The 13,257-nt window shown below is 39.1% G+C and carries 11 protein-coding genes, 1 pseudogene and 2 riboswitches; of the genes and pseudogenes, 2 read left to right on the top strand and 10 right to left on the bottom strand.

Annotated elements, in window-relative coordinates:
• Positions 1-791: 791 nt before the first annotated feature.
• The 5 genes and pseudogenes from U9M49_RS16930 to U9M49_RS16910 form a co-directional block, all read right to left on the bottom strand.
• Positions 792-1,031, bottom strand: a complete 240-nt coding sequence (locus tag U9M49_RS16930; protein WP_095371028.1) for a hypothetical protein — start codon at positions 1,029-1,031, stop codon at positions 792-794.
• A 19-nt stretch (positions 1,032-1,050) separates the two neighbouring features.
• A complete protein-coding gene (locus U9M49_RS16925) occupies positions 1,051-1,290 on the bottom strand; it encodes a hypothetical protein (protein WP_095371029.1) in 240 nt (79 codons plus the stop codon).
• Positions 1,280-2,767, bottom strand: a complete 1,488-nt coding sequence (locus tag U9M49_RS16920) for a glycosyltransferase family 2 protein (protein ID WP_307315779.1) — start codon at positions 2,765-2,767, stop codon at positions 1,280-1,282. Before U9M49_RS16920 ends, U9M49_RS16925 begins: the two co-directional genes overlap by 11 nt.
• Positions 2,768-2,832: 65 nt before the next feature.
• On the bottom strand, positions 2,833-4,074 hold the full coding sequence (locus tag U9M49_RS16915; protein WP_322910328.1) for a nucleotide sugar dehydrogenase: 1,242 nt from the start codon (positions 4,072-4,074) through the stop codon (positions 2,833-2,835).
• Positions 4,066-5,577: pseudogene (locus U9M49_RS16910) on the bottom strand (glycosyltransferase family 2 protein); the annotation flags it as partial. The gene U9M49_RS16915 and the pseudogene U9M49_RS16910, both read right to left, overlap by 9 nt.
• Before the next feature lie 282 nt (positions 5,578-5,859).
• Between U9M49_RS16910 and U9M49_RS16905 the strand changes: the two are divergent.
• Together U9M49_RS16905 and metE are read left to right on the top strand one after the other, a co-directional pair.
• Entirely contained in the window at positions 5,860-6,147 is a 288-nt protein-coding gene (locus U9M49_RS16905; RefSeq protein ID WP_322910240.1) for a DNA-binding protein, read from the top strand.
• Between the two features lie 74 nt (positions 6,148-6,221).
• Positions 6,222-6,334: riboswitch (SAM riboswitch) on the top strand.
• A 53-nt stretch (positions 6,335-6,387) separates the two neighbouring features.
• Positions 6,388-6,568: riboswitch (cobalamin riboswitch) on the top strand.
• A gap of 147 nt (positions 6,569-6,715) precedes the next feature.
• On the top strand, positions 6,716-9,016 hold the full coding sequence (gene metE, locus U9M49_RS16900; protein ID WP_322910239.1) for a 5-methyltetrahydropteroyltriglutamate--homocysteine S-methyltransferase: 2,301 nt from the start codon (positions 6,716-6,718) through the stop codon (positions 9,014-9,016).
• 20 nt (positions 9,017-9,036) lie between these two features.
• Here the strand turns inward: metE and U9M49_RS16895 are convergent, their stop codons facing one another.
• From U9M49_RS16895 to tcuA, 5 genes are all read right to left on the bottom strand, one after another.
• Positions 9,037-9,327 carry a hypothetical protein gene (locus U9M49_RS16895; protein ID WP_095371033.1) on the bottom strand — a complete coding sequence of 97 codons (291 nt, stop codon included), beginning with the start codon at positions 9,325-9,327 and terminating at the stop codon, positions 9,037-9,039.
• A 260-nt stretch (positions 9,328-9,587) separates the two neighbouring features.
• On the bottom strand, positions 9,588-10,451 hold the full coding sequence (locus U9M49_RS16890; RefSeq protein WP_095371034.1) for an anti sigma factor C-terminal domain-containing protein: 864 nt from the start codon (positions 10,449-10,451) through the stop codon (positions 9,588-9,590).
• Positions 10,438-10,944 carry an RNA polymerase sigma factor gene (locus U9M49_RS16885; RefSeq protein ID WP_095371035.1) on the bottom strand — a complete coding sequence of 169 codons (507 nt, stop codon included), beginning with the start codon at positions 10,942-10,944 and terminating at the stop codon, positions 10,438-10,440. The genes U9M49_RS16890 and U9M49_RS16885 overlap by 14 nt, the downstream gene beginning before the upstream one ends.
• A gap of 237 nt (positions 10,945-11,181) precedes the next feature.
• Entirely contained in the window at positions 11,182-11,493 is a 312-nt protein-coding gene (locus tag U9M49_RS16880; RefSeq protein WP_233435324.1) for a hypothetical protein, read from the bottom strand.
• 209 nt (positions 11,494-11,702) lie between these two features.
• Complete coding sequence (gene tcuA, locus U9M49_RS16875) at positions 11,703-13,184, bottom strand: FAD-dependent tricarballylate dehydrogenase TcuA (protein WP_322910238.1); 1,482 nt, start codon at positions 13,182-13,184, stop codon at positions 11,703-11,705.
• Positions 13,185-13,257: the final 73 nt, after the last annotated feature.

The raw sequence follows: 13,257 nt of genomic DNA, 5'->3' as shown, positions 1-13,257 counted from the left end.
CCACTTGAGGGACTTGCAATCACAGTTTGCTCACCTCTCCTTTACAGATTCCCTCTTGAGAGACTTGCAATCACAGTTTGCTCACTTCTCGTGAACAGATTCCTACTTGAGGGACTCGCAATTACAGTTTGCTTACCTCTCGTGAACAGATTCCTACTTGAGGGACTCGCAATTACAGTTTGCTCACCTCTCCTTAACAGATTCCCTCTTGAGGGACTCGCAATTACAGTTTGCTCACCTCTCCTTAACAGATTCCCTCTTGAGGGACTCGCAATCACAGTTTGCTCACCTCTCATTTACAGATTCCTTCTTGAGGGACTTGCAATCACAGTTTGCTCACCTCTCCTTTACAGATTCCCTCTTGAGGGACTCGCAATCACAGTTTGCTTACCTCTGGTTAACTCATTTCCGTTTGTATGACTCGTAATTTATGCATACTTGGCTCTCGTTAGCCAATTTCAGCCTGAATGAAGAGCAAAAATTCAACATCTCTGAGGATGGTGCACAAAATTGATTTTTCCCTTTTCTATCTCTCTCCAATTGAGAAGGGCTTAAAGGTGAGATATCCCCTCCTATTCGACGGTGTCTCTTTTTTCCCGTTATCAACATATATTAGTATCCCAAGAGCGACTGTTTTCCTTTTTTCCCGCAGTTCTTAAACCGACTTTGACCGACTAGACAAGAGTTTCTCTCTATTCCTCCTCACTCTTAAACACATCAACATCCATCTTTTTTATGTATAAAAAGAACCTCACACCAAAATGGTATCAGGTTCCGTACTCCTTATTTGTTCAAGAATAACCTGGCAAAGATAAACTGACGAGTTGTGCATCTGCACGCAGGGAGTCTCTTAAGGTTGTTTCCACACAGGCAACTAGTGGAATCGTGATGATAATGATGCCATTTTCGAATTCAAACTCAAGACCTGGGCAGACCTCATCGCATTGCACTTCCGTTTCTGCTCTTCCTGTTCTCGTATTTACTATGATCTTCAAACAAATATCAAAACAACTTTTATGACTACATGCCATTTCCATTCACTCCTTGTGTTTATTGATAGCCTGGTAAAGATAAGCTTGTTAGCTCTGCACTTGCACTTAAATCATCTTTTAATGTCGTCTCCACACACGCTACAAGTGGTAAAGTGATTTGAATGACACCATTTTCAAATTCGAACTCGATACCACCGCAAGCATCATCGCACTCAACGGACGTTTCTGCCCTTCTGTTATTCGTATTTACCACCAATTTTAGACACACATCAAAACAACTTTCATCTTTACAAGCCATTCTTTTTCTCTCCTTTTTTTTGTAAATTCCCTAAATATATCATCGCCTCTAAATGATCACCGACGATGACTGAAGTAGTGGGGGCTAGACATCCTTTTCGATTAGCATAATGAGTATGCGGGCGAAAGCGATTGATTTTATCCACTTCAACATGGTGTACATTTTCGACTACACAATGATTAACAAGTAACTTTACGTAAGCTAATACAGGATTAGCTAGTGACCCAACACCGACTTTTTCAATACTTTTCCTACTCAAGGCATGGGGGACAGCAACAGTGGAACCCACACCTAAATCAGCTCGATTACATGCTACATTTATTGCGTATTTACAGGCAGTAACTAAGTGAAGTGGCCAGTGCTGTTTTAAGCTAGCATTGAGGTCATTTACTGCAACATCAACGCCCCTCTCTACAGCCTGTACAAATGGCTGTAAGTCTTCCATCGCGATGACAAAATCGCCATCAACAAATAACAAAATCTCTCCGGTGGCAAAGTGGGCACCTATCGCTCTACCAGTATCTAAACCTAGTTTTTCAGCAAACTGAATAACCGTTGCCCCTGCATCATATGCATGAACCGCTGTCTGATCATTTGACCCATTCACTACAACGATGATTTCTAACGGACCTAATCGCATACACTCCTCAATTACTGCCTTAATTCGTGCTTGTTCATTTTGAGCTGGGATGATAACTGATAACTGGGATAAGGGATTGTTGGCATGGTCATTTTTTCTAATAGTTGGCTGATGGCCCTGGATAACAGAATCTAGTACATCTAATCTTCTTTCACCATCAGAAAACTTTGATCGGCTATTAGGCGGGAACCTTTGTGTGTAAGCTTGTAAATAATCGTCTATTCTTCTCCTGTCATCTTTCCTATCCCACACTTGATTTTGCAGCTGAAAGATATTACGAATAGGAAGCTGATGTGACAATACATAGCCTTGTTGAACTAATTTCACATGTGCTTCAACAGGATTGCTAAGCGTATCGATACCAATAGTATCTACTGCTTTTCTAGAGAGTCCATAAGGGACGAACACGATTTGGTCTATTTTTAAATCCGAACGATGGATAAAAGCATTGGTTATTTGCGGGAAAATAGTAGAAGGAATGTGGCGGTGTTTTTTTTGAAATTCATAGTCCATATTATTGAGAACAGCGTCCGCGCTATTGTCCATCAGAGGTTGTAAAAATTGCTGGAGCGTTGGTACCGTAATATGTTGGTTGAGATCTAAAAATAACATACATGATCTTGTTGCCTTTTTTGCCCCGATGACATGTGCTTCGTAGACATGTTGCCAAGCATCATTTACTACGAGACGAAACGGATCAACATTTAATAATTTATGGGCAACAAAGATTAGCTCAACATTTGTGATAGATTGATAGGTCTGGATTAACTTACTCACATACTGATTACTCGCATCCCGACTAATAGGAACAATCAAAGATAAACACGAACCATCCAAAAAGCATCGTCTCCTTACATCTTTAAGTGGCATCACCCCCTTACAAGGAATATAGTATCGCTTGTTCATTTCCCTGTTTTTAATACATGCCTCGTATCAATGATATTTTCTACTTTCGATAAAAGTTTATAATCCAAATTACTATGGTCCGTAAGAAGCAGGGTTAATTGATACTTTGATAATGTCTCGTTTGTTAACGGAACAGATTGATAGCTTTTATTTTCAAGAACAACTGTTGGTACATAAGGATCGTGATAGTCTACCTGATAACCTTTTTGCAAGAGTTCGTTAAAAATTGTTAAAGCTGGGGATTCACGGACATCGTTCACATCCCTTTTATACGCTAGGCCAACAACAAGGATTGCCCCGGTCTCCCCTGCTAATTCAGCTTCTACTTTTTTGACGATTTTTTGAGGCATCGTATCATTAATTTCTCTTGCTGCTGCTACGAGCTGACTGCTTAAGCCGTATTGATTGAGCTTCCATTGTAAATATATCGGATCAACAGGGATACAATGTCCACCTATTCCCGGACCAGGCCAATAAGGAGTAAATCCAAATGGCTTTGTCGCAGCTGCCTGCAGGGCTTCATAAAAATCAATGTCTAATCGTTCACATAGCTCGTCCAACTCATTCACTAGTGAAATATTGACTAATCGCTGTGTATTTTCAAATAACTTAGCTAACTCTGCAACTTTCGGCGAGCTTACTGGCACAACTTCAGCAAAATACTTTGCATAAAACTGATCAATTTTCGCAAGAGAGCTCTCTGTTTGACCACTAATTACTTTTGGGATAGAGGCTAACGTATATTGCTTATTTGCAGGATCAATTCTCTCGGGTGAATAACATAAGTAGTAGTCTTCACCAGCTTTAAAGTGATGGCGTGTGAATATAGGCTCAATCACCTCTTCTACTGTTCCCGGATAAGTAGAGCTTTCATAAATAATCGTTTGTCCCGTCTGTAAATATTGGCAAAGATAGTTAGTAACGGCAATCATCGCTCTTAAATCCGGTTCATGATGTTCGTCAATTGGGGTTGGAACTGTGACGATGATATACTCAGCGGCTTTAAGCAAAGCTATAGCTGCATCCGTATGTTTTGGAATGAAATTTAGAACCGCTTGCAGCTCTTCATCTTTTACATCAGGAATATAACTGCTCCCTTGCTGTAATAACTCAATCTTATGAGTATCTTGATCGATGCCCGTTACATGACAGCCCTTTTTTGCTAAGTGGAGAGCCAGTGGGAGACCAACATAGCCGAGACCAATAACAGCAACTCTATCTATTTGACCTTGGAGCATGTCCCATTTTCGATTGCCATCTGTATAACCGCATCTCTGATTGAACGATAGTAAATATGAAAATGCTTCAATGTGGTCACCTAGAATCCGGTCAGTTGATTCGACCCGACCATCGGCTTGCCTGTGATGCTGTTTTCTAATTTTATTTGGCTTGACGACATCGACATAATGAATGGATTCGACTTTAAATCCTTTTAGAATTGCCTTTGCTTGAAATAACGGTGGAGACATTAATGTGAGGATACCAATCTCGTCAATCACTTTCCTGCTCATTGCATGTGGAATAGCAGTGAGAGAATTAACGGTGAGGTCCTCTCTTTTCAGTGCCATATTCAGAAGGTACTTAGCAGCACTCACAGAATGCAACGGATGGGCACGGTCGAGCAATATTTCTAAATCATTTAAAGCAATATCTGCCCCTTCTTCTACAGCATGTATAAAAGGGGTTAAATCTTCTGCTTTGATAACAAAATCACTATCTAAGAACAAACAGATATCTCCTGTACTGTGAAGCGCACCAATCGCTCTTGGAATGTTATGTCCGAGTGCCTGGTCAAACGCAATCACTTTCACACCTGACTTTTCTACCTTTTCCTTTGTTCGTTCATCTGCTCCATTTAACACAACAATGATTTCATCAATGCCTGCCTTCTTTACCTCAGCAATCACTTCAGCAATCGTATCCGGCTCCTTCCCTACAGGAATAATCGCACTATACTTCGCTCGTTTCTCTTCCTTTACCGAAAAGGCTTGTACATATTCCTTAAAAGATTGCCGATTTCGCCTGCCATCGTTTAAACCACCGCGATATCCTCTCTCTTCAATCAGTTGGGCCACTGCACGTAAATGGTCACCAATTATTAAACTTGTTGAAAATGAAAAAGAGGAGCCCGTAATCTTCTGTTGATGTTTCGGTCGAATCTTATTTGTAGCAATCACATCAATGGCTACTGGTGCACTCATCTTTAATTCTTTCATCACAGCTATACTATGAGCTAATGGCGGACAAGCTAAATTCTCCCAACCAATTGTATCAAGCGCTGATTTTTTCATCACATGAGGAACAGCGACTAAGGAATTAACGGATAACTCACCTTTACCTAAAAAATGATTAAGAGAGAACTTTGATACTGCTGTCGGATGTGGTCTAATGGGGCGCTTCATTGTCCAGCTTAAATCATTTAGGGCAATATCAGCCCCATCCTGAATGCCATCAAGCAGTGCTTGTAGCTCCTGTGCTCTAACGACAATATCACCATCAATAAAAAGAAGCGTATCTCCTTTTGCCTCCCTTGCACCAATTGCTCGTCCAATATCCACCCCTAGAGGTTCTTTATAAACAAGCTTTCTACATTCAAATGCTTCCGCTATTTTCTCCGATCCATCTGTTGAACCATTCAAAACAGCGATGATTTCATATGGCTCAATCTTCACTAACTCTTCTAAAACGGCTGACAACGTAGATTCTTCATTCTGAATGGGAATAATAACAGATAGATTCATAACACTTCACTTCTCTCCTTCAGCAAAATTAATAGTCTCCTTTGTGCTAACTATAGCCTTTTCCATCACAAACCCGAGAAAAACACTAAGTAATATCAATATATACAGCTTGGCCAATTTTGTTCTCGGACAAGTATACAATCTATGAAAGATGGTGCGATAGACAGGGTAGATTGGTTTAATTATGGGGGCATTGATCCGATTCGGCACTAAAAAATATATTATTACTATTCGTTAGGAGATGTTAAAGTAGATATATATGTATTTAAGGGGGAGTACAAATTGGAATTCGAGTTGAATTTTATTTGGATTGCCGCCGGTTTAGCATTACTTGGCTATTTCATAGGCAATGGGTTGAAGCAATTTAGTAGTAAAAATGAAGGTAATATGAATCATTTACTTGTGGAGCAAAGCCACCTTCATCTTTACTTTTATTTAAGTGAAGCTGACATGAAGGATCTATTACAGAAGCATCCTCACGCACCAAAAGTCATTCTTAATGGCAAGCATTATTACCATCTACATAAATTTCGCAAGTGGCTTGAATCTGATGATATATATCACTCATGAAGAATTTATTTTGACAGCTTCCATTTATTATGCTAATCTATCTGTAAAATTCAAAATATTATAAATATGTAATTCTCTTATTCAGAGAGGTGGAGGGACTGGCCCGATGAAACCCAGCAACCTTTAACAATTATTTGTTAAAAAGGTGCTAATTCCTGCAAAGTGTAATAGCTTTGGCAAATAAGAGAGGATAAAGACCTCTCTATTTTTAATTAGAGAGGTCTTTTGTATTTTCAAAACTTAATAACAAAGGCAACAGATGCATGATTGCTTAAAAGGGAAGCCCGGTGGAATGCCGGCACGGTCCCGCCACTGTGAAGGAGAGCGACTTATCATTGACCACTATTTCATAATAGAAATGGGAAGGGATAACGAGCGATAATCCGAAGTCAGGAGACCTGTCTGTTGTTTGCACTTAGACTCTACGGATGCATAGAGAGGAGTGATGAATACGTGTTGAGCAAATCAAATGGTCTCAACTCTAGTTAATATTGCGTATGAATCTCTCATTTAATAATAAATAGAGAGATTTTTTGTTGAGAAAATACAATCTAAAGGAGTGTTTAAATTGACTGAAGTAAAAAGCTCAAATGTAGGTTATCCAAGAATTGGCGAGAAGCGGGAGTGGAAGAAAGCTCTAGAACAATTTTGGAGTGGTAAGTTGAATAAAGAGACTTTTCTGCAACAAATGGAAGTCATTCGTTTATCCTCTCTCGAGAAACAAAAACAACTTGGCGTTGATCTCATCCCGGTTGGCGATTTCACACTGTATGATCATGTCCTTGATACAGCTGTGATGTTTGGACTTGTTCCTGAGCGTTTTACATACAGAGGTGGGAAGGTTGATATCGAAACGTATTTTGATATTGCCAGAGGGAACAAAGATGCCGTGGCAGCTGAAATGACCAAATGGTTTAACACAAACTATCACTACATCGTGCCAGAACTCAACAACCTCACGCCAACACTTGCTGAAAACCGGCCACTTGCCTTTTATAAAGAAGGAAAAGAGAAGCTTGAAATCGACGGGAAACCGGTTATCTTGGGCCCGATTACGTTTGTGAAATTATCAAAGGGCTATAAAGAAAGTGAATTCAAATCAATCGTCAATCAATTCGTTCCTCTTTATGCACAAATTTTAAAAGAATTACAGCAAGAAGGTGCCTTGTGGGTACAAATCGATGAACCTATTTTAGCAACTACCCTCACAGAAGAAGACATCTCACTCTATCAAGCAGTTTACCAAACATTACACCAGGCAGCACCACAGATAAATATCATTTTACAAACGTATTTTGAAAGCATCACTCATTTTGAAGCTGTTACCTCATTACCTGTGCAAGCGATCGGCCTTGATTTTGTCCATGATGCAGGTCAAAACCTCGCTTCTTTACAAAAATTCGGCTTCCCAAGTGATAAAGTATTAGCTGCAGGTCTCATCGATGGCCGTAATATCTGGGGCGCCAAACTTGATAATAAGCTCTCTCTTCTAGAAAAAATTACAGCAATTGTTCCGAAAGATCGCTTAATCATCCAGCCTTCATCCAGCTTATTGCATGTACCCGTTACAGTCAAAATTGAAGAAACACTAGATCATACATTAAAGACCGCACTCGCCTTTGCTGATGAAAAATTACAAGAAATCGTAGTGCTAACGAAAGGAATAAGAGAAGGAAAAGAGCAAATCCAAGATGAGATAAACGAGAGACGAACTGCTATCGAGGTGCTAAATCAATCTTCTATTAGAAACAATCAACAAGTACAAACAGCCATTCAAAACTTACCATCATCACTAGCAGAGCGCGAAGCACCTTATTCTGTTCGTCAAGCAACACAAAAAATAGCCTTCCAACTACCACTCCTACCTACAACAACGATTGGAAGCTTCCCACAAACACAGGAAGTGAGAAGAAATCGTTTAAAATGGCGTAAAGGAGAGTTAACTGCTACTGACTATCAAACATATATCAAAACGGAAATTAAAAAGTGGATTGATATTCAAGAAGAGCTAGGCCTTGATGTGTTTGTTCATGGCGAATTCGAGCGCACAGATATGGTCGAATACTTCGGTGAAAAATTAGCCGGATTCCAATTCACAAAATTCGGTTGGGTGCAGTCTTATGGCTCTCGTTGTGTCAAACCACCACTCATTTATGGAGATGTCTCATTTGAACAGCCAATGACAGTTGCAGAAACAGTCTATGCCCAGTCCTTAACAGATCACCCGGTAAAAGGTATGCTCACTGGTCCGATTACGATTTTAAACTGGTCATTTGTCCGCGACGATATCCCTCGTTACGAAGTCGCAAACCAAATTGCCCTTGCCCTTCGAGAAGAAGTAGAAGCACTAGAAGCAAATGGTATCCGGATGATTCAAGTAGACGAACCAGCCATTCGTGAAGGATTACCACTCAAACAAGAGAAGTGGGAAGATTATCTGAACGCTGCTGTTTATGCTTTTAGACTAGCCACCACTTCTGTCAGAAATGAAACACAAATTCATACGCATATGTGCTACTCCGATTTCGAAGACATTATCTCAAGCATTCAAGCACTCGACGCTGATGTCATCTCCATTGAAACATCAAGAAGCCACGGCGAACTCATTCACTCATTTGAAGAAAGCACCTACGAACAAGGTATCGGCTTAGGTGTATATGACATTCACAGCCCTCGGGTGCCACAACTCGACGAACTAACGAAAAACATCGACCGTGCCTTACAAGTACTAGACCCACAACTTTTCTGGATTAACCCTGACTGCGGCCTCAAAACAAGAGGCATGGACGAAACCGTCGCAGCCCTAACAGTCATGGTGCAAGCTGCCAAACTCTCGCGGGAAAAATTACTTGTAAAAAAAGGCGAATAAACAAACAGAAATCCGAACGATTATACATTCGTTCGGATTTCCTCGTTTAATAGTACAGTGTTTAGTTTCTTATCCATCTTCTTCTGATAAGAACCATGGTTAAATCTCTTTTCGTTAAATTCACCAATCACATTCCGTACCCGGACATTATGGATGATTAAGTTGCGATAAATCTCATTCTGCAAATAAGCATTAAACCAACTATAATCCTTTAACTTCCGCAGATTATTCGTCACATCTGCTTGCGTGACTTGTGTAATAAAAGGGGCGAAAGAAATAATACTTATCATATTTAGGAACAGCTTTTTCATAGTGGGTGCATCCTCTCTTATTTATTCACATTACTGTTGGTTGGGTATTTGTACCTTTTCGTTTACCAAATCAGAGATGATACTACGTCAAAACCAGTTCACATCCGCACTCAAAAAACGAGCACCACTAAAATCAAAACGACGAGGAGAAGCTCTAGACCATTTGCGGCCTCATCTTGCTTATTTTCATTAATTTTCTTCCGATATAACCTTTGTATCTTTCATTTGTAATTGTTATTCATACGAGTACCCCTTTTATCCTAATATTTATCAATCGTTACCCCTAAAACAGATGCCCTAATGATACTTATATCTCTAAACCTTTCCAACTCCTCTGGTGTGCCGCTTATCATGGCTCCACTAATTAGCGTTTCTGATTCATCGTTATAATAAGGATCGTCTTCTGAAACACCATATCCATAAGCGTTATCACCATTCAACACATGATGCAGGTCAGGATCTCCTTCTGTTGGTTTCGGTGTGTGCTCATTAACCCATAACCAGTCGATATTCTCCACACCCATGATATTACCCAATTCTTTAAGAGTCATCGGTTCATCAAATGATATTGCTACTTCTACTAATGTGTTTTTGTCGAGTCCTACAGCTATATCAATTTCCTGAGGTAAATAACTGTAGTTGATTCGAGGGTAATAAAAATCAACAATACGCTCATTATTCATTTGGTTGTACCGAACAACCCTTTTAGTTTCTTCATCTACCTTATTTCCTTCAGTTAAACCGCTCTCTCGACTAACAAGCTTTATTCTACCTATCGCTGGATATTCATTTGTCTCTTTATTCCAAACAAATTGTCTTCCTCCAATTTCCTTAAAATAGACCGTCTCACCAATGGCGCTAAAGAGATTATAATGAAAGGTAGTATTATGGCTGATAATACCTGCTCCTTTCGACCAACTGTTTAAATCCTCATCCATACCACTTTCTATTTTTTTATTGATAAGATATTGAACACCACTAAAAACTAAGAAGATTAAAATAAGAACGGATATCGTAGAAATTAAAAAATATAAACCAAATTGCTTCCATCTTGCCTTTCTTACTGAACGCCGGAATAGTGAATCACTAATAAAATCCATTTCATCCTTTTTATGATTCGTCATCACGTGCCTCCTCCAAACACTTCAATAATTTCTTTCGAGCGCGGTATAAATTAATCTTCACAGCGCCAATGCTTATCCCCAAAATGATAGCTATCTCCTCATATGTGAAATTTGATTGATATTTTAATAGTAGAATCTCTGCATAAAAAGGTTTTAACTGATTGAGTATACTAGACAATTCTCTCGCACGTTCTTTTGAGATAACTAGCGCCTCGGGGGTTTCCGTACTTTCCGGCTCACCACTATGTTCATCTAAATTAAAGTGGTATTTCTTATTTTTGCGACATTGGTCATAATGGTAATTCAATGCCACACGAATTAACCAACTTCGTACCTTTGATGAACGAATCGTGTCAGATAATTTGATATACTTAAGCGCTGTTTCTTGCACAGCATCTTGAGCATCTATGTGGGGTACCCCTTTTTTTAATAAATATTTATAAACAATATTTAACTCTCTATTCAAGACATCGATATTCAACGCTTCTCTCATATCCCTCCTCCTATGCTTATAAGACGAAACAGATAGTAGTAATGTTAACAAAATTCTAAAATTAATATTAATATCTAGCATAATAATGTTTCAAACCATAATAAAATAACCACAGCATGAGCTTAAACTGTGGTCTCGATAATTAGCACTCTTTTATATGGTGATAAATTATATTTTATATAGTGTTCACTAAAGTAAGACTAAAACAGGATATCAATCAACAGCATTAGTCTCCCCTTACCCCATTTCTGCAAAATAGCCAAATAATATAAAGAAAACGATCGCTAAGATGAATAAGGTAATAATATAAAAAATCAGTAGGATTCTTGCAAGAAACCCGTTAAAGCGATTATACAATTCGTTAGCAGTTAGTTCCGTTAAAGCAAAGAAAGGTATGGATAAAATCATCAGAAACACAAAATCCTCTGTTATCCAGCTGTAAAATTTTCCACCAGCTCTACTACTAAAAAAATACAAAATGGCTAGGAACATATTAATAATTAAGAAGAATCCTAGCATGCTGAATAAGACCGCGATAAAACCTATCATACTATCTGATTTACACCTCACAGGAAATTTACTCATAAAACTTCTAGAAATAGATATCTTCATTATATTACCATTATTTACATTTATATAAAAAACATAATTTATTAAAGAGCAGGAAAGTAAAAATCAAAACCAGCGTAAGCGAACTGTCAGCACACTACACTACAAAAAAACACACAAGGTAACGAGAATACCTTGTGTGAAAGGAGTTATTTTACTTTCTGAGCATGGCGCGAAGCCGCTGCACCAGCTAATTTACCAAAGACGGCGCCAGACATTAAGCCTGAACCGCCGGGATAATTCTCGTAGAAGATACCGCCAATCATTTCTCCAGCAGCATATAAGCCTTCGATTGGTATATTCGATTGATTGACTACTTCCCCTTCGATTGTTGTCGCTAATCCCCAAAATGAGAACGTAATCCCGCAAGTCACAGGATAGGCATAGAATGGGCCTTCACTTATGGTTTGTGCCCAGTTAGATTTGGCTGGGGTAATGCCTTTTGTCGATTTACCGTCCTTTTCTGAAGGATTGAATTCACCTTCTTGAACCGCTGCATTATAGTCAAAAATGGTTTGTAGGAATTGTTCTTTATTTATATCTAATTGATCTGCAAGCACTTCAAGTGTAGCTGCTTCAATGACGGTCGCTTCTTCTAAATCATACTCCGCACGTAAGATTGGGCGAACTTTAGCATCATAAATTTGGTAGGCTATATTTTTCGGTTGCTTTAATATTTCTTTACCATATTTTGCATAGGTGTAGTTACGGAAATCGGCTCCCTCGTCTACAAAACGGTGACCTTCCACATTGACCATCACGCTATAAGGGTAAGAATGCTTTTTGAAAATATCACCTGGTTTTTGGAAATCACCTACTCGTGGGGCATTGGCATCTGTTCCAATGGCATGACAGCCATTCCGTTGACCAAACGTTTGCGCACCGATTGATACCGCCATATCAATCCCATCACCCGTGTTAAACTCAGTCCCTCTAACGATTGCTTCGTTCCACTCCATTCCTAATGCTTCCGCACGTTTCTTTTTGTCCGCTTCTATACTTCCACATGCTAAAACAACACTTTCACATTGAATCGTTTGCAGTTGCTCTTTTGTTTGCACTTCAATCGCCACCACTGCCTCATTTTCCGTGACAATATTCGTGGCTGCACTTTCATACCAAATTTCAATTCCCAACTCTTCACAGCGATGAAATAAGCTGCGCATTAAGCCGATTCCTTTATCAACGGTTTTAACTGGTAAACCGCCCCAGAAATGAACCTTTCCTTCTTTTTCAAAAGATTGGTTCGCATAGTTCAACTCAAATACGACACCTTGTGTTTTCATCCACTCAATCGTTGGTAAGGATTGATCAACTAATTGACGAATCAACTCAGGTTTACTTTGATTTTTTGAAACTCTCATAATATCATTATAGAAATCTTCTGTGCTGTATTCAGGCATATCAATTTTATTAATCGTGTCCTGATCTAAATCAATCACTTTCGTAATAGCATCTAAGTTTTGATAAGCTACACGAATGGCGCCGTCAGTAAAAAATGAATTACCACCACGTTTTTCAATTGGTCCTTTCTCTAATACGAGTACCGAACTCCCTTGCTCTTTTGCAGATATCGCTGCACATAATGCCGCATTTCCCGCCCCAACAATTACTACGTCATATTTAGCCATCAAACATATCCCCTTTATTCGTTGATAGATTAACTATAAGAAATGATTAGAAATAAATAAAATACATAATTTT

Origin of the sequence: Cytobacillus sp. OWB-43 (assembly GCF_034651445.1) — a bacterium.
GTDB classification, from domain to species: domain Bacteria; phylum Bacillota; class Bacilli; order Bacillales; family Cytobacillaceae; genus Cytobacillus; species Cytobacillus kochii.
This window is presented reverse-complemented; position numbering and strand designations above follow the sequence as displayed.

Excerpts from the sequence above, each read along its gene's own strand:
- U9M49_RS16930 (WP_095371028.1), bottom strand. The coding sequence starts at position 1,031 with ATGGCATGTAGTCATAAAAGTTGTTTTGATATTTGTTTGAAGATCATA.
- U9M49_RS16925 (WP_095371029.1), bottom strand. The coding sequence starts at position 1,290 with ATGGCTTGTAAAGATGAAAGTTGTTTTGATGTGTGTCTAAAATTGGTG.
- U9M49_RS16915 (WP_322910328.1), bottom strand. The coding sequence starts at position 4,074 with ATGCTCCAAGGTCAAATAGATAGAGTTGCTGTTATTGGTCTCGGCTAT.
- U9M49_RS16895 (WP_095371033.1), bottom strand. The coding sequence starts at position 9,327 with ATGAAAAAGCTGTTCCTAAATATGATAAGTATTATTTCTTTCGCCCCT.
- U9M49_RS16890 (WP_095371034.1), bottom strand. The coding sequence starts at position 10,451 with ATGACGAATCATAAAAAGGATGAAATGGATTTTATTAGTGATTCACTA.
- U9M49_RS16885 (WP_095371035.1), bottom strand. The coding sequence starts at position 10,944 with ATGAGAGAAGCGTTGAATATCGATGTCTTGAATAGAGAGTTAAATATT.
- U9M49_RS16880 (WP_233435324.1), bottom strand. The coding sequence starts at position 11,493 with ATGATAGGTTTTATCGCGGTCTTATTCAGCATGCTAGGATTCTTCTTA.
- tcuA (WP_322910238.1), bottom strand. The coding sequence starts at position 13,184 with ATGGCTAAATATGACGTAGTAATTGTTGGGGCGGGAAATGCGGCATTA.